This window comes from Peribacillus suis, from assembly GCF_059384845.1.
The window spans coordinates 3,347,461-3,364,540 of the sequence record NZ_CM182019.1 but is presented as its reverse complement, the minus strand read 5'-3'; the positions used below and the strand labels follow the sequence as shown (position 1 = coordinate 3,364,540).

Annotated in this window: 12 protein-coding genes; 9 read left to right on the top strand and 3 right to left on the bottom strand. The window is 37.7% G+C overall.

Annotated elements, in window-relative coordinates:
* The first annotated feature begins 119 nt into the window (after window positions 1-119).
* Window positions 120-785, top strand: a complete 666-nt coding sequence (locus tag AC503W_RS16420) for a hypothetical protein (protein WP_494915001.1) — start codon at window positions 120-122, stop codon at window positions 783-785.
* A gap of 133 nt (window positions 786-918) precedes the next feature.
* Window positions 919-1,188 (top strand): excalibur calcium-binding domain-containing protein, encoded by a 270-nt coding sequence (locus AC503W_RS16415; protein ID WP_494915000.1) that lies wholly within the window; start codon window positions 919-921, stop codon window positions 1,186-1,188.
* 123 nt (window positions 1,189-1,311) lie between these two features.
* On the opposite strand, the gene AC503W_RS16410 is transcribed toward AC503W_RS16415, so the two are convergent.
* Window positions 1,312-1,530, bottom strand: coding sequence for a DUF3006 domain-containing protein (locus AC503W_RS16410; protein ID WP_494914999.1), 219 nt, complete (start codon window positions 1,528-1,530; stop codon window positions 1,312-1,314).
* Entirely contained in the window at window positions 1,531-2,370 is an 840-nt protein-coding gene (locus tag AC503W_RS16405) for a ComEC/Rec2 family competence protein (RefSeq protein ID WP_494914997.1), read from the bottom strand.
* 319 nt (window positions 2,371-2,689) lie between these two features.
* Here AC503W_RS16405 and AC503W_RS16400 point away from each other — a divergent pair, with 319 nt between their 5' ends.
* From AC503W_RS16400 to AC503W_RS16380, 5 genes are all read left to right on the top strand, one after another.
* Window positions 2,690-5,500, top strand: a complete 2,811-nt coding sequence (locus AC503W_RS16400; protein ID WP_494914995.1) for a DEAD/DEAH box helicase — start codon at window positions 2,690-2,692, stop codon at window positions 5,498-5,500.
* Between the two features lie 289 nt (window positions 5,501-5,789).
* The gene (locus tag AC503W_RS16395; protein ID WP_494914993.1) at window positions 5,790-6,989 is read left to right on the top strand and encodes a DUF6361 family protein; all 1,200 of its coding nucleotides are present in this window, start codon (window positions 5,790-5,792) and stop codon (window positions 6,987-6,989) included.
* Window positions 6,982-8,760 carry a phospholipase D family protein gene (locus AC503W_RS16390; protein WP_494914990.1) on the top strand — a complete coding sequence of 593 codons (1,779 nt, stop codon included), beginning with the start codon at window positions 6,982-6,984 and terminating at the stop codon, window positions 8,758-8,760. The genes AC503W_RS16395 and AC503W_RS16390 overlap by 8 nt, the downstream gene beginning before the upstream one ends.
* On the top strand, window positions 8,757-12,065 hold the full coding sequence (locus AC503W_RS16385; protein WP_494914986.1) for a helicase-related protein: 3,309 nt from the start codon (window positions 8,757-8,759) through the stop codon (window positions 12,063-12,065). Before AC503W_RS16390 ends, AC503W_RS16385 begins: the two co-directional genes overlap by 4 nt.
* A gap of 133 nt (window positions 12,066-12,198) precedes the next feature.
* On the top strand, window positions 12,199-13,557 hold the full coding sequence (locus AC503W_RS16380; RefSeq protein WP_494914984.1) for an IS1182 family transposase: 1,359 nt from the start codon (window positions 12,199-12,201) through the stop codon (window positions 13,555-13,557).
* Between the two features lie 117 nt (window positions 13,558-13,674).
* Here the strand turns inward: AC503W_RS16380 and AC503W_RS16375 are convergent, their stop codons facing one another.
* A complete protein-coding gene (locus AC503W_RS16375; RefSeq protein WP_494914980.1) occupies window positions 13,675-14,088 on the bottom strand; it encodes a (deoxy)nucleoside triphosphate pyrophosphohydrolase in 414 nt (137 codons plus the stop codon).
* A gap of 125 nt (window positions 14,089-14,213) precedes the next feature.
* On the opposite strand from AC503W_RS16375, the gene AC503W_RS16370 reads away from it, so the two are divergent.
* Entirely contained in the window at window positions 14,214-14,540 is a 327-nt protein-coding gene (locus AC503W_RS16370) for a pyrophosphohydrolase domain-containing protein (RefSeq protein ID WP_494914977.1), read from the top strand.
* Window positions 14,533-16,950 carry a DEAD/DEAH box helicase family protein gene (locus AC503W_RS16365; RefSeq protein ID WP_494914973.1) on the top strand — a complete coding sequence of 806 codons (2,418 nt, stop codon included), beginning with the start codon at window positions 14,533-14,535 and terminating at the stop codon, window positions 16,948-16,950. The genes AC503W_RS16370 and AC503W_RS16365 overlap by 8 nt, the downstream gene beginning before the upstream one ends.
* The last annotated feature ends 130 nt before the right edge of the window (window positions 16,951-17,080 follow it).

Genomic DNA, 17,080 nt, shown 5'->3' with positions numbered 1-17,080 from the left:
GTGGCTTTACTTTAATAAGGGAGATTGCTGAGGCAATCTCTTTCTTTTGCAACTAACGGGGCAGGATAGTTAATTAGGAAAATAGAAATGGTTCTTATCTTGAAAAAAGGAGGGTTTTTATGAAGTTTTCAAACGCATTCCAAGAGATGGATGATTACATACAAAAAAACTTACATTCGATTACTTGCAATGAAATATTTGAGATTAAAAAAGACTTTTATAACATAGTGGAATTACAATGTGGGAGTACGGCTAACTTTACAGGTATAACGGAGCTATTAGTTTTTAGATTTATGTTCCATGCATTGGAGATGACAGGGCAGGTTCAAAATAAATCAGTACAAAATGGAAACATTAGCCTAAAAATAGGTAATCGGTATGTAGGAAAGAACGGGAAATACCAAGAACCAGATATTGTTATCGAACAAGACGGAGTTATTAATTTTTTACTTTCAATAAAAAATTTACACAGTAATGTAGCACCGACTAGTAATGAAAAGGAGAGCGCTTTGGTACAAGAATTAATCAAGAAAAATGGTGCTTGTACAAATTCGATTCAAGATATATTTAGAATTGATAACATCAGATACGGGCAAAATAGAAATTTTAAATCCTTAACGGTAGCGTTTTCAAAACCAACCATCAGCCACAAAAGAGCAATTGAATTAGTTCATCAAAAATTTGATTGGCATCGTTTCTTAATTCTTGAAAACAACAATAATACGTTCTTAAATGAACTAAACGATAAATTAGGTTTCCTAAAAAAAACAACGACAGCCATTTAGAAATGACAACACCAATAGCTTTAACATAGCCTATATAAAAAAGAAAAAAGGTCTAATAATATATATTGTAAATTACATCACAGCGAATTAATATTAATTATATAAATAATAGTAAATAAAAAGGAGACTATTCATGAAAAAAATACTGGTTCCTTTTCTCTCTTTAACCCTAGTATTGGGATTTTCAATAAGTTCTAATGAGATTGTTGAAGCAAAAGCTAAAGTCAAAACATATAAAAATTGTACTGAGCTGAACAAGAAATATAAAGGAGGCGTAGCGCGTTCTTCTTCAGTTAAAAACAAGGGCGGTAAAACGAAATACAATCCTTATGTTTCAAAGGCACTCTATGATGCTAACAAAAGTAAGGATCGTGATAAAGACCTAATCGCTTGTGAAAAGTAAAGTTCCATATAAATAAGTACAAAATATTACTTTGAGAAGGTCTTTCTTAAGAGAGGCCTTTTTAAGTAATGCTTAAAAAGAAAAAAAGCCCTTGCTCAAGTGAGAGGGCTGTACACTATTCTATCAATCCTCGAAAAGTTCATCCATTAAATCATCAATTTCTTTTCTTAACCTTTTAGTCTTTTCATTAGAAATTGTTATTTCGTCTCCATTAATGAATAGAACATCTCCAATTTTAGCATCTCTTGGGAGTGCGCTTTTCGGAAAATCCTTCATTTCTGTGCCTTCCATTTCTACAACTGCAATTTCTCCTTCAAATCGATCAATAATTCCCAGTAACATTTACTTCACCGTCTTCACAGTAATTTTCGTACCCGTAGAAGTAAAAATAATGTTTCCTGATTTGTCTGTACGATATGTTTTAGCTTTAACAGAATTCAATCGTTTTACAACGGTAGATGTGGGGTGACCATAGCCATTTTTTCCAACACTAATTACAGCATACTTTGGTTTAGATTTATTAATGAAAGCTGAACTTGATGAGGTTTTTGCTCCATGATGGCCAACTTTTAGTACATCTATACTTGGTACTAGATTTTTAGCCAACATATCTTTTTCTGATTTTTCTTCGGCGTCTCCAGTAAACAAAAATGTTTTTTTATTGTGCTTAAGCAACAGTACAGCACTCCAGTTATTTAAGTCAGAATTGGAATAGGTTTTAACAGGAGCAATGAATTTTAATGAAGTGTTCTTTGCCTTGGTTGATATTTCCACTCCTGTTTTAGCTGACTTAATTGTAAGCTTTTTCTTTTTTACTGCCTTTAAAAAGTCTTTGTATGCTTGCGTGGTATGGGACACTTTCGGTGCATAAACAGACTTTACATTAAGTGATTGTATAACATAAGCTAATCCACCGACATGATCCGCATCAGGATGAGTGGATACTACAGCATTAAGAGTTTTTACCTTCTGTTTTTTGAGGTAGGCAACAACCTCATCACCTTTACCTTTTCCGCCACCATCAATAAGGATATTTTCATTTGGTGTCTGAATTAATATAGCATCCCCTTGACCAATGTTAATGTAGTGCACTTTGACGTTTGAAGCAGCTTCAGTGGTCTTGATTCCAGTTATTAATGATAATAGAATAGCGATAATTAAGAGTATGTTTAATTTTTTCATATTTTTCCTCCAAGAATATTTTATAAATCCAAATTTATAATTATATAGATTAATTTAATCTTATAGTAAATAGTATTACTAGATTATCATATTTGTAATTTTACTATTCTTCACTTACAAACAGAGCTGAAGATAGTTTTACGCGTATAATATAAGTGTCTAATCCAATTTTGTCTTTAGTTGAATAACTTCTTATTTTTAAAAGTTAGTTTAGATATTAAAAAGGACTTTTGTTCTCTGTCTTTTATTAAATATGATATCATCGTCAGGAGAATATGTATATATGTTCCAGATTATAAAACGAATAGGAGCCCGAATTATGACCACCGAGAAAAAGTTAATTGTTAACTCGGCAAAAACCAATCTATTAAATGAACTCATTTCTTCTATAAACGAATGTGAAAAATTTTATTTTAGCGTTGCCTTTATTAATTATAGTGGGCTGCAGCTTTTATTGGATACTTTTAAGGAAGCAGGCAAAAGAGGAGTAGAGGGGAAGATTATTACTTCTACTTATCTGAATTTCACCGAAGCTAAGGCACTTAAGAAAATAAATGAATTTAGTCATATCGATTTGAAAGTTTTTGAAACAGATAAGGCGATTGGATTTCATACAAAAGCTTATATTTTTGAGTTTAAGGACTCGTATAAAGTGATTATTGGTTCTTCGAATATTACACAGAGTGCTCTCAAGAGTAACATTGAATGGAATGTTGAGATCATTACGAAAGAGGACGCACAGTTCCTTAAAGATGTATTAAGAGAATATGATAGTCTATGGAATAGTAGTGTGGTTACGGACGACGCGTTTATTAGTAAATATGAAGAGTTCTTGAGTAAATTAAGTGGGTTTACAAATACACAGCCATTTATTTATGAAAGCTCAGAATATATTGTCCCGAATAAGATGCAGAGGCAAGCAGTAGAAAACCTTGAACGAATTAGGTCAATTGGGGAAAATAAAGCGCTGGTAATCGCCGCAACAGGTACAGGTAAAACATATATGTCGGCTTTTGATGTAAAGGCTGTTAAACCTAAAAGGTTATTATTTATTGTACATAGAGAAGAAATATTAAAAAAGGCAAAAGAGACTTTTGAAAGGCTTCTTCCTAATGAAAAACTAACCTTTGGATTACTGACTGGGAACCATAAGCAAAAAGATAAGGATTATATTTTCTCAACCATACAAACCATGTCTAAATACTTCCAGGAATTCGAACGAGATGCATTTGATTATATAATTTATGATGAAGCGCATCATGCTACAAGCCCTAGTTATCAAGCTGTGTTGGACTACTTTAAACCGCAATTTACTTTAGGAATGACAGCCACACCTGAGCGAAGTGATCAGCAAAATGTTTTTGATTTATTTGATAATAACGTGGCGTTAGAAGTTCGATTACATGAAGCCTTAGAAGACGAGCTTGTTATTCCTTTTCATTACTTTGGTATTACCGACATTGAGGGTATCGATTTAAGTGATGTTGATATAGACGATGTAGCGGAGATTACTAAGAGATTAAAGGTTAACGAGCGAGTGGACTTTATTATTAAGAATATGAACTTCTATGGACATGATGGCGATAAAAGAAAAGGACTTGGCTTTTGTGTAACAATCGAACACGCTCAATATATGGCCCAAGAGTTTAATAATAGGGGCTATCATAGTATCTGTTTATCTGGAGAGGATTCAGTCGAGCGGAGAGCTTATTATATGAATAAGCTAGAAGATGATGCGGATGAGTTAGAATTTATCTTTACGGTCGATATCTTTAATGAAGGTGTAGATATTCCCTCTGTTAACACGGTGTTGATGCTTAGGCCTACTAATTCACCGATTGTTTTTATCCAGCAGCTGGGCCGTGGTCTTCGTAAGCACAAAGATAAAAGTTTCCTAACCGTTCTTGATTTTATCGGAAATCATAGTAAAACGTTCTTGATTGCTATCGCTTTAAATGGGACTCGTTATTATGATAAAGAAAGTTTGAAGGTGGCCATCGCAACTGGTTTTGCCAATATACCAGGTTGTACGCATATTCAAATGGATAAAATCTCTGAAGAACGAATCCTTGCTCAAATTGATAAAGAGAACTTTAACTCTTTGAAATATTTGAAGGAAGAGTATTTTGAATTTAAGAAAATGAATCAAGGGAAAATTCCATTGTTTTTAATGGACTATATGAAATTTGACGGAGCTCCTGATCCTATTAAATTTATTAACCGTGATAAAACGTATTTGCAGTTCGTAGCAAAAGTAGAGAAAAATGATCACTTAAAAAGTTTGTTACTAGAGGAAGCTTTTGAAGGAGCATTAAAAGAATTATCAAGTAAGTTACCACTTAAGAGGGTATACGAATTTGTGATCTCTAAATACTTATTAGATCATGATGTGATCTCTTTAGAAACCGCAAAACATGAGATATTGAAGTGGGTTAAAGAGGTGGATGAAGATAGTGTGCTGCACGCTCTTGAATGTCTAAATCAGAATTTCTATGACCCTGGTCAGAGGAAAAGAAATCTTAAATTATTTACACTTGAAGATGGATTATTATCGAAGACATCAGTATATGAAACAGTTCTACAGAATGAAGAGTATAGAAAATATATCGAAGATCTCATTATTTATGGGATTATTAGATATGAGAAAGAATTTAAGGAAGAATACTATGGTGTGCCACATCTGAAATTATATGAACAATACCAAATGGGTGACGTGGCACTTCTTTCAAATTATCGTAAAAGTCATAGTGCCTTTAGGGGATCAGGGTTGCTTGCGAATGGGAATGAGTATTTCTTATTTATTGATTTGCATAAGGAAGATGACATTAAAGAGAGTATCAACTATCATGATGAATTTATAAATGAGCGATATTTCCAATGGCAGACACCAAATAGTACAGCTCCAAGCTCTGATAGAGGAAAAAATATCGTATTTAACCAGGAAAGAGGAGTTCATCTACACCTATTTGTGAGAAAGTATAAAGAAATAGATGGCAAGATAGAACCTTATATTTATATAGGCAAGGGTAATACCGTGGAGTATGAAGGAGAAAAGCCAATAACCGTTAAAATGAAATTGGAGAATGAAATTCCTGCAAGCTTATATACAGAATTCACGAAAAGAGTGTAGTCTTCTCATTTGGGAAGACTATTTTTTTCGTTCATCAATTGCTCAACTGCTGGGATGTCAGCAGGTGCCCATTTTAGAGAGCTTAAATTTGCAGGATTCAACTAATAATAAGTAAATAATTACCAATAAACCATTTATTTTTCAAAAGCGAATTACTGATACGATTGTGTAAGTAGGACTGAAACTAAGTCCGCGTTTTTGTATATAAATGGGTTTGTTTTTTTTCAATATGTGCATATAAATATAAAGTTATCTATATTCATTCTACTAAATAAAGAGGAGCCCTACATTGAATTCTTTAAAAATTGGTTGGATTGATTATTCGGGGGAACATCGAAATAAGGTGATGGCAGTCCTTGATGCCCTATCTTCCCCAGGAGCATTGGATGAACTCGGAATTGGCTCCATTCGGGATGGCTTGGCTGATATTCTTTTTCCTGGTACATCGACCATCCAGACGAGAGCGAAGTATTTTTTTATTGTCCCCTATTTATTGATGGAAATAGAGAAAGAGAATTATAAATCTTCGAAGGAACTTATCGAAAAGTTAGATATAGAAGAAATCGCGTTAATTGACATTTTGAATAAACAAGAGGTTGATGGCGTTATTGGAGCTCGTGCAGGTCATAAGCTTAAAAGGAAACCTTCCAGTATCTATTGGAGTGGACTGCGAACGTTTGAAATCTTTAAGCATAACTCCCTTTCATTGGCAAACTATGCAAAGGCAGTTATCAGTATGAAGAAGAATAAAAACTCGGCACGATTCTTAGGCAATGAAGAAAATGATGATGTGAATACAAGTATAGATGAATATAATGGTATGTTTTGGAGTTGCCTTCTTCCAGAAGCGGATTGGAGGGAAGGTCTCACTATGGAACTTAGTTATAATGAGGCGGAATTCTTAAAAGGGAAAATCGTCAAATCTGAAAGAGTTAAAGAGAGTTTATTTGCCTTTTTGCTTAAAAGAGATTTTGAGGAAGTAGAGAAAATTCATGATTTCGAAGCCATTGGTGATGCTTTCCGTCTTCCGGACCATTTAAAAGAAGATTACATGATGGCAAAGCGGTTTAGCGAGTTCGTCTCTGGTGCGAATATCCGGTACAATGTAATCCTTTCTAATGGAGAGAATGAAGAAGCCCTGCAGAAGTGGGAAAAGTGGAAGGAGAGTTCCTTTGTCCAACAAGAATTCTCATCCTTTCCATTCAGAGAGCTTACCCATCGCCTTGGCATCCATAACATTCGATTGAACAGGTTTCTTGAGGGGTGGCAAAAAGCGGTCATATCAGGGGACGAGTCGGTCATGAATCAGCTTATTATAAACCGTGAAATTGAACTGAAAACAAAAGACCGCGCAAAGCTTCACAATACGAAGGTGTACCATTATAAAGAAGGGGATTGGGTTGGGACCGAAAAGCTTCAATACCGTTTTGCAAATGCAAAAGTACTACTCACAGATACCATGAAAGGATTGGAGGAACCCCATGCTTAAACCAGCAGAGAATCGACTCAATTATAGCGATTTGCTTATGCCCCCGCCAGGGTATGATGTGGAGTTTGCCATTGGAACGACTTACTCATTGGACTTGGAGGCACTTGTTGGTGTTCCCTTGGCTCTGAGTCTTTCAGAAGAAATGGACCATACACTTCAAGATGATCCCATTTATGTTCTTGAGGGATTAAGAAGAAGCGTGGATGCATTTGCGATATATTGTGAAGCAGGACAAATTAAAGCGCCGAAAAACGGAAACAACCTATTCGCATTAATGGAGAATTCAGTGTTTGAAGTGGCTTTAGAAAACAATTATTCTTTTCACCCAAAAGTTTGGGTCATAAAATATCGTGATAAAAATCGGAATGAATTATATCGGGTGCTTGTGTTGTCCCGTAATCTGACCTTCGATAGAAGCTGGGATATGGCGATTGCGCTGGAAGGGAAGAAGGTAAAAGGAAAGAATCCTCGAAATCAGCCATTATCCGATTTCTTGTCGTTCCTTATCCCCTATACAAAAAATAAGCAAAAGAAAAAGCAAATCAAAAAATTAATAGCAGAGCTGGAATTCGTCCAATTTGATACGGTTGATCCATCGATTCCGGAGGTTGAGTTCTGTCCAATTGGCATTGAGGGATATGGAAAAGCAGAGACGAAACTATTTGAAACCTATCATAAACTGATTATCATTTCGCCATTCCTTAGTGAAACGATCATAAAAGAACTAAATAATAAATCATTGAAAGATGCGACTAAAGTGTTGATTACAAGGAAAACGGAATTATCTAAGCTTAAGGAACATGTATTCCAGGACTTCGATGTATATGTGTTGAAAGATAGTGTGGTTGAAGGCGAAGCTTCCATTAGTGAAGAAAATGCTGAACATGTCATGCCTCAATTTCAGGATATTCATGCAAAACTCTATGCCAGAACCAAATATAATCAGCATCATATTTATATTGGTTCCGCCAATAGCTCATCCAATGCATTTAACGGGAACATAGAGTTCTTGCTGAAATTACACTATCAAAAATATGGGTTCAAGATTATGGATCTATTGGACGATTTATTCGGGGAGAATGAAGACCAAAATCCCTTCGAAAAAATAGAAACCCTTCCACCATTCACTGACGAGTTTGAATCAGACGTAACCGATGAACTACAGAAGCGAATCAAAGAGTTATGCCGAATACCATCGAAAGCCATGATTCTTACTGAAGAAAATCACTTTACTATGCGAATTACTTTTGATTCACTTCCTGAAGATACCGAGTTTTTAATTGGGCCATTGTTAAGTAAAAACATGCAGCCACTCAAACAGGAGACATTCATTCAAAATTTGAGCATGTTAGAGCTGGGTGAATTTTATAATATCCGGGCAGAAAAAGACGGCGAAAAGGTGGAGAGAATTATCAAGATTGAGACGGAAGGGATTCCAAAAGAAAGAGAATCAGAAATCTTCCGTTCCATTATTAATGACCCATACACCTTTCTGAAATATGTGGCTTTTTTATTATCAGATGATTTACTAATGTCTGCCCTTGAGGAGTCACAGAATAAGAAGTTTGGAGCAGGGACTTGGGATATGACCACAGGCGATTACCCTGTTCTCTATGAGAATATGCTGAAAGCAGCTTCCCGTTCACCAGAGAAGCTGAAAGAAGTGGAAGCGATTATGGATATCATCACCCATGACGAAGACATCATCCCAAAAGAGTTCCATGCCTTATATCAAACATTCATCAAAGCAGCTAAGAAGGTGAGAAGATGATGAACCTCATTCAAAAGGAACAGGAAATCCTTTCTGGGTTAAAAGACTTTCAGCAAGCAACCGTGGAGAGGGTCTATCACCTTTTTACCCATGATTATGCACGTGTCCTAGTAGCGGATGAAGTCGGGCTTGGTAAAACAATGATAGCGAGAGGGGTCATAGCCAAAATGGCCCGCTATCACCGGCATGCATTGAATGATGATTTATTTAAGGTCGTATATGTTTGTTCCAATCAAAGCATTGCAGGCCAAAACCTGGCGAAGCTGAAAATCGATCAACAGGTTTTGTTGGACGGCCTATCGGATACAAGGTTATCTATGCAGCATCTGAAAATATTTGAAAATAAATTCAATCCGGAAATGAAGGATCATTATATACAGCTCATTCCGTTAACCCCATCAACCTCCTTCGATATGACTGGAGGCTGTGGAAGTGTTTTAGAAAGAGCTTTGATGTTCGCTATTTTAAAAAGATATCACCTTTTGCAGCCTTATCTAGTTGAGTTAGAAACCTTGATGATGGATACCGCCACAAAAAGCTGGGATTGGTGGAAACACGTTTATGAAGAGAGAGTCGAGGCTTGTGACGCGCAGAGCAATAACGAATATTGCACAGTCCTCCTTGGGAAGGTCGATGGTTTCTTCAACCAGGAAGCGGACTTGGTGGAGATTTTAGCAGAGGTTTGTCACATCATACGCAGGGAAGGAACTCCGGGTAAACGAGTAGATGGTGCCAGTAAACTGATCCATAAGCTGCGAAAAATGATGGCAGAAATCAGTGTCGATCTAATGGATGCTGATCTTGTGATTATGGATGAATTTCAGCGCTTCCCCGAGCTGATTGATTCTGACGGAGAGAGTGAAACGGCCCTACTAGCCAGTAAGTTTTTTAACAGCTCCAAGGAAAATGAAGAAAAGGTGAACATTCTTTTATTGTCTGCCACTCCCTACAAGTTATATTCCACAATGGAAGAAATGAGTGAAACGGGAAGTGATGATCACTATAAGGAATTTATGCAGGTCACGGATTTTTTGTTTGAAAAACATCCGGAGCATCAACAGAATTTCAAGAAAGTGTGGCATGATTACTCATTCGCTTTAAGCCAATTAGAATTTCAAGATTTTGCGATGGTTACAATCAAGAAACAGAAAGCAGAAGATAGCCTATATAAAGGAATAGCACGTACTGAACGTATGCTTGTGGAAGGTGCAAGCGAACTGATTGATTCTTCCGTTGGGAGCCCTCTGAGGATTACCGAAAATGATGTGCTGTCCTATATCGAAATGGACCGACTTTTGGAGGATGCAGATTTAAAGGACAAGGTACCGGCAGAATATGTGAAATCTGCACCTTTTCTGATGTCCTTCATGGAGCATTATAAGCTGAAGCAAAAGATCACCCATTATTTTAGGGAGAACCGTGACAAAATCACATTGGCTAGAAAACCTGTGCTTTGGGTGAATCAAAAGACAATCGCAAACTATGAGAAACTGCCGGCCATGAATGCCAAGCTAACGAAATTGCAAGAAACTTCCCTTCCAAAAAAAGCGGAGAGACTAATGTGGATCCCACCGTCCATTCCCTACTATGAGTTTGGGGGTCCTTTCACCGGGCAAAGCCGTTTTTCTAAAGTGCTAGCGTTCTCTGCATGGGAAATGGTCCCGCGTGCTATTGCGACTCTTATTTCCTATGAAGCCGAGCGTCGAACAGTAGGAGAATTGATTAAGAAAACACCAAAGAAGAAAAAGGATAAAACACGAAACTACTTTGCTGAACGACGGTTCCCTTCACCAAGATTAACGTTCGCCATGAAAGATCAGGCGCCAGCCAATATGAATCATCTTACTCTTTTATATCCTTCCATCACCTTGGCTAAGCTCTTCAACCCGGTAGATGTGTTGAATAGGAAGCTTACCATTGCCGAAGTAAAAGGAGAGATACAGGCTGAAATTCAAAAAAGGCTCAATCAACTACCATATGAACGGAAGGAAGATCAGTCACGTCAGGATGAAAGATGGTATTACCTGGCTCCATTGTTATTCGATTTAGGTGAAAAGGCGATCCAGGAGTGGTTTGAGAAATCGGATGTTTTACCTTCATTGGAGGCTGATGAAAAAGAAGAGAACGGAGCGGATAAAGGTGTATTAAAGAAGCATGTAGAAGAGCTTCGGTCAATCTTTGTCAATGAAAAGCTTCCCGTGCTAGGGAGACAGCCAGATAATTTACTTGATGTTCTCGTTCATATGGTTTTAGGATCTCCCGCCGTTGCCGTAGCCAGGATGCTTGAGGATTTGGACAGTGAATCTCTGACAGGAGCCATTCATCTGGCTAAGGTCATTGTTGACCGTTTTAATACACAGGAAGCCATCTCTATTGTCGAACTGGAATATGGAACGGAAAGTAAGGACGCTTATTGGCAAAACGTGCTCAAATACTGTGTTGATGGAAATATCCAAGCCATGCTCGATGAATATGCCCATATGCTTCTTGAAGAAGGCGGGCTGAATAAAGCAGAAAAACAGCAGCGAAATAAACAGCTGATTAAAGTGATGGCCAATTCTCTAAAAACACACACGGCAAGCTACAATGTTGATACGTATCAAACTTTTAAAAATCGCATCATGTCTAATGGCAAAAAGAACAAAGAGGGAGAAGACCCCTACATCAAAATGAGAACCAATTATGCCGTTGGCTTTTATGATACGAGAAATGAGGATAAAACACTTAACCGAAAGGAAAACATCCGGCTATCGTTCAATTCGCCATTTCGTCCATTTGTGTTAGCCACAACTTCAATCGGACAGGAGGGACTAGATTTTCACTATTATTGCCGGAAAATCATCCATTGGAACCTCACTTCAAACCCGATTGATCTGGAGCAGCGAGAGGGTAGAATCAACCGGTATAAATCCCTAGCTATACGGCAGAACATCGCCAATAAATACGGTGATATAAAATTCGAGAAAAACATATGGCAGGAGATGTTTCATACCGCGAACTTCGTGGAAAGAGATGATCAAACATCGGAATTAGTGCCGTTTTGGAGTCTCCCAGGAAACCAGGACATTAAAATTGAGAGGATCGTTCCACTCTATCCACTTAGCAGAGACGGGGTAAAATATGACCGGCTTATGAAAATCCTTGCTCTCTACCGACTGAGTTTAGGACAAGCGCGCCAAGAAGAACTGATTGAATATATATTTAAGGATAATATTGAAGAAGAACAGTTGAAAAAACTATTTATAAACTTGAGTCCTTTTTATAAGAGGAAAGAAAAAGATGGAACGATAGAAGCTGATATATAGAAACGAGCTAGCAATAAAAAATAGTCTTCTCATTTGAGAAGACTACAGACTGTAGACAAACTCGATGAAAATCGACTTTGCCTACAGTTTTTTTTGTTTTAAAATAGAAGTATTAAAACTTGGAGTGATGAGGATGCTTTCGAAACATAATTCTATTCAACGAGATCAACTTGAAATGATTACATTGGATCAACTGGTGCCAGCGAACCATTTGGTTCGTAAAATTGAGGCGGCCATTGATTTCTCTTTCATTTATGATTTGGTGAAAGATATGTATTCTGAGGTAGGCCGCCCAAGTATCGATCCAGTTATTTTGGTTAAACTTGCATTCATTCAATATACCTTCGGTATTCGTTCTATGCGTAAAACAATTGAAGAAGTTGAAACAAATATGGCTTACCGTTGGTTCTTAGGTTACGGTTTCCACGATAAAGTACCTCACTTCTCAACGTTCGGGAAAAATTATGAGCGACGCTTTAAAGATACTGACTTGTTTGAACAGATTTTCTATCGGATCTTAATGACAGCTGCCCAAAGAAAGTTAATAAGTGCAGAGCATGTATTCGTTGATTCCACTCATGTGAAAGCCAGTGCAAATAAACGAAAGTTTGCAAAGAAAGTCGTTCGTAAGGAAACACGAGCATATCAAGAACGCCTTCAAGAAGAAATAAATCAGGATCGTGAAGATCACGGAAAGAAACCTTTTCCACCAGATAAATTTGATAAGGAAGAAACCAAAGAGATTAAAGAAAGTACAACAGATCCTGAGAGTGGTTACTACGTGAAAGATGAACGTACAAAACAGTTTGCCTATTCATTTCACACGGCTGCAGACCGCAACGGTTTTGTGTTAGGGACAATTGTAACACCTGGAAATACGCATGATAGCCATATGTTAGAGCCACTGGTTGAACAAGTGATTGAGAAAGTTGGAAAACCTGAAGCCGTCGCCGCAGATGCAGCTTATAAAACACCAGCCATTACAAGCTATCTTTTTGGCAAAGAAATCACGCCGGCTTTACCCTATACACGACCACGGACAAAAGAAGGATTCTTCCGCAAACATGAGTATGTTTATGATGAACATTTTGACTGTTACCTTTGCCCATCGGGCGAGGTTTTAAAGTACTCAACAACAAATAAAGAGGGATATCGCGAGTATAAATCTCCCAAACACATTTGTAAGACATGCTCATTTTTATCACAGTGTACAGAAAGCAAAGACCATCAAAAAGTGGTGACGCGTCATATCTGGCAAGAAAATATGGAAGAAGCAGATCACCTGCGTCATCATCAAGATGTAAAACCTATCTATGCGAAACGCAAGGAAACGATTGAGCGTGTATTCGCAGATGCAAAAGAAAAGCATGGTATGCGTTGGACTACTTTAAGGGGACTTAAAAAATTGTCGATGCAGGCGATGCTTACTTTCGCTGCCATGAATTTAAAGAAGATGGCCAATTGGACATGGCAAGATTCAAAAATGGCCTAATATAGTGGGCTCGTAGAGACCCACGCTCTTAATCTTGAGCAAAATTCCAAGAAAATATCAAAAGGGGTTCGGAATGAAACCATTCCGAACCCCTTTTGTCTACAAACTGTAGTCTTCTCATTTGAGAAGACTATTTTTTTCGTTCATCAATTGCTTGACTGCTGGGATGTCAGCAGGTGCCCATTTTAGAGAGCTTAAATTTTCTGGTTTTAACCAAATAAACTTGGAATGCTCACTTGCTGTTGGTGTACCTTCAATGATTTTACATTTTATTGATAATAAGTTAATGATGAAGGTGTCGTATTCATGGGTGTTATCATTAAATACTTCCCCTTCGGTTTCAACTTTACACTGCAATTCTTCATCAATCTCTCTTCTTAAAGCTGAAAAAGCATCTTCACCTTTTTCTATTTTTCCACCGGGAAACTCCCACATATTTGGGATGCTCATGTCTGGAGAACGTAACGCACATAGTATTTCATTTTTTTCGTTTTCGATAATGGCTGCAACTACTTTAACTAGCTTCTTCATGGTATCCTCCTATGGTTTTGCTATGTTTAAATAATATCATGATTGAGAGCCTATGTGGAAATGACAAAATAAAGAGGGTCTTTTGATATAATCATGATATAAACCTTAAAGGAGGCCGCTGTTATATGCCAGTCCACAACAAACTAGTCCGGGATCGTATCCCACAAATAATCGAAGCCACAGGTAAGAAATATACAACCAGAGTGTTAAATGATAAAGAATACATAGATGAATTGAAAAAGAAAAGCTTTGAAGAGTTACAGGAATATGTAGAGACGGATAATAAAGAAGATGCGATTGAAGAATTGGCAGATGTGTTGGAAATTATGCATGCACTAGCTGAGTATCATGGATCTTCTATTGAAGAAGTGGAAGAAGTGCGGAGAAGTAAGGCTGCTAAACGTGGTGGCTTTAAGGAGAAGATTTATCTGATTGAGGTTGAAGATGAGTAAGGTTCAGTTAATCACCCATCAACTTGGAACGCACTTATTGGAACAGATTCAGTCTGCTTCTTCGATATGTATTTTGACTTCCTTTGTCATGAAGTCTGGTGTTCAGTATCTGAGAGAGGCCTTGAAAGTGGCAGCTGAACGTGGGGCAGAGATTAAGGTGTGTACAGGCGATTATTTATTTGTGACGCAGCCAGAAGCATTGCGAATGTTTTTAGAGATTGATCCTAGGATTGAGGTCAGACTGTGGAAGAGTAATGGTGTGTCCTTTCATCCCAAAGCCTACCTTTTCCAAACGGAGAATCAGGATTGCTTGTTTGTTGGTTCTTCCAATCTATCAAGGTCGGCTTTAAGTCATGGGGTGGAGTGGAGTCTTTCAGTTAGTAATGATGAGGATGTCTTTTCCGAAGGCTTGCATCTGTTTTTAGAAACGTTTTATGCCGGTCAAACGATTCCGTTGAATCAAGAAACGCTGAAGGAATACGAAGATCGTTATGAGAAGTTTCATATCCATACGCCAAATCTTGCACAAAAATGGACAGAGACAGAAGAAATGGATTTAATGCTTCCAAATGAGACAGAACCCATTCCAACAACGGAAGTCATTCATGACCCACCTGCTCCGTATGGAGACATCTATCCACGATTTGCACAAATCGAAGCGCTCGAAGAACTGAATAAAACACTGGAAGAAGATTATGATAAGGCATTGGTCGTGATGGCGACTGGATTAGGAAAGACCTATCTTGCTGGTTTCTTTGCTCGTAATTTTAAACGGGTCCTGTTTATTGCTCATCTTGAAGAAATCCTGCATCAGGCAAAGAAGTCATTCCAGACGGTCATGCCTGATCAAGAGTTTTCTATTTATAACGGCAAGGTGAAGGAAACGAACGGACACACCACTTTTGCATCCATTTATACATTAAGCATGCAGCGGCATCTCCAAGTGTTTGATCCTGAAGAGTTTGATTTGATTGTGGTCGATGAATTTCATCATGCGGCAGCGGATTCTTATCAACGGGTGCTGGAGTACTTTCAGCCGAAATTCATGCTGGGGATAACAGCCACACCGGATCGAAACGATAACAAGGATGTGTATGCGATTTGCGGTGGGAATGTCGCATTCCGACTCGATTTCTTGGAGGCGATTGAGCGGAACTGGCTATCTCCATTTAAGTATTATGGGGTATATGATGAGACAGATTATAGTCAGATTACATGGCTCGGGAATCGGTATGATGAAACCGAATTACTTCAGCTTCAATTACGGGATGAAATGGCGGAGAAGGTACTGAAGGCTTGGACAGATAAAAAGCAAACGCGAACAATAGGCTTTTGTTCATCAATTAAGCAGGCTGATTTTCTTTCTAGCTATTTTAATAGGAAGGGATATCGAACGGTTAGCCTTCATTCCAAGCAAGTGGGCCTTAACCGAGATGATGCTATAAGTCAGCTTGCAGATGGCACGTTGGATATTATTTTTACGGTCAATCTCTTCAATGAGGGAGTCGATATTCCGGCTGTAGATACGCTTTTATTTGTAAGACCGACTGAATCTTTAACGGTCTTTACGCAACAAATTGGAAGGGGGCTACGGCTCCATGATACCAAGGATCATTGCGTGATCATCGATTTGATAGGCAACTACCGTAATGCAGATGTTAAGTTGAGTTTGTTTGATAAAGATTTCAGCAAAAAGAAAAGCAAGGTCATTGAGCCAGTTGTTCCTGAATTATGTGATCTGGAATTGGATGTTCAGGTTATTAATCTCTTAGAAGAAATGGCGAGGAAGAAGCAACCTAGACGGGAAAAACTACTGGGTGATTATCAAGTTTTAAAGCAGGAATTAGGAAGAAGACCAACGTACTTGGAGTTACATCTAAAAGGCGCCTCTGATTCCCCGCAATATCGTCAGGAATTCTCCTCATATTATGGATTTTTAGAATGGGCGGGGGAACTTTCAGAAAGTGAATCAGTCGTTTTTCAAAGATATAAACAGTGGTTAGTTTTTGAAGTAGAAAAGACCGGTATGAACAAGAGTTATAAGATGGTTGTTCTGCTGGCGATGTTGGAGCGAGGTCAGAATGAGTGGTTCAAACCATTTACCTCTAGACAAGCGGCTCCTTTCTTCCATAGATACTTAACTGAAACGGAGTATCGGAAACAAAAAGATTTTGAAGATAAATCTTCTAAGAAGCTATGGGAGTATGATGAAGCCGGAGTTAGTAAGTTGATATCAACGATGCCGATGACAAAGTGGAGTGGAAGTTCTAAAGGGCTCATTTCGTATGAAGAGGATACGTTTAAGCTAAATTTCGATATTGCACCAGAGGATCAGCAGCTTTTATTTGATATGACTAAGGATATTTGTGAATATCGGCTGCATTATCATTTTGAGCGGAAGGTTAAGTAGATATAAAAAAATTTATTTTAAAATCGTTTAAGTACTTATATGCTACTTGTTATAAAAGTTAATTTGATAAATGGAAAATGTCGAAAATCATGTTTAGTTCAAATGGAAAATTTCCTATAAAGAGCATCAT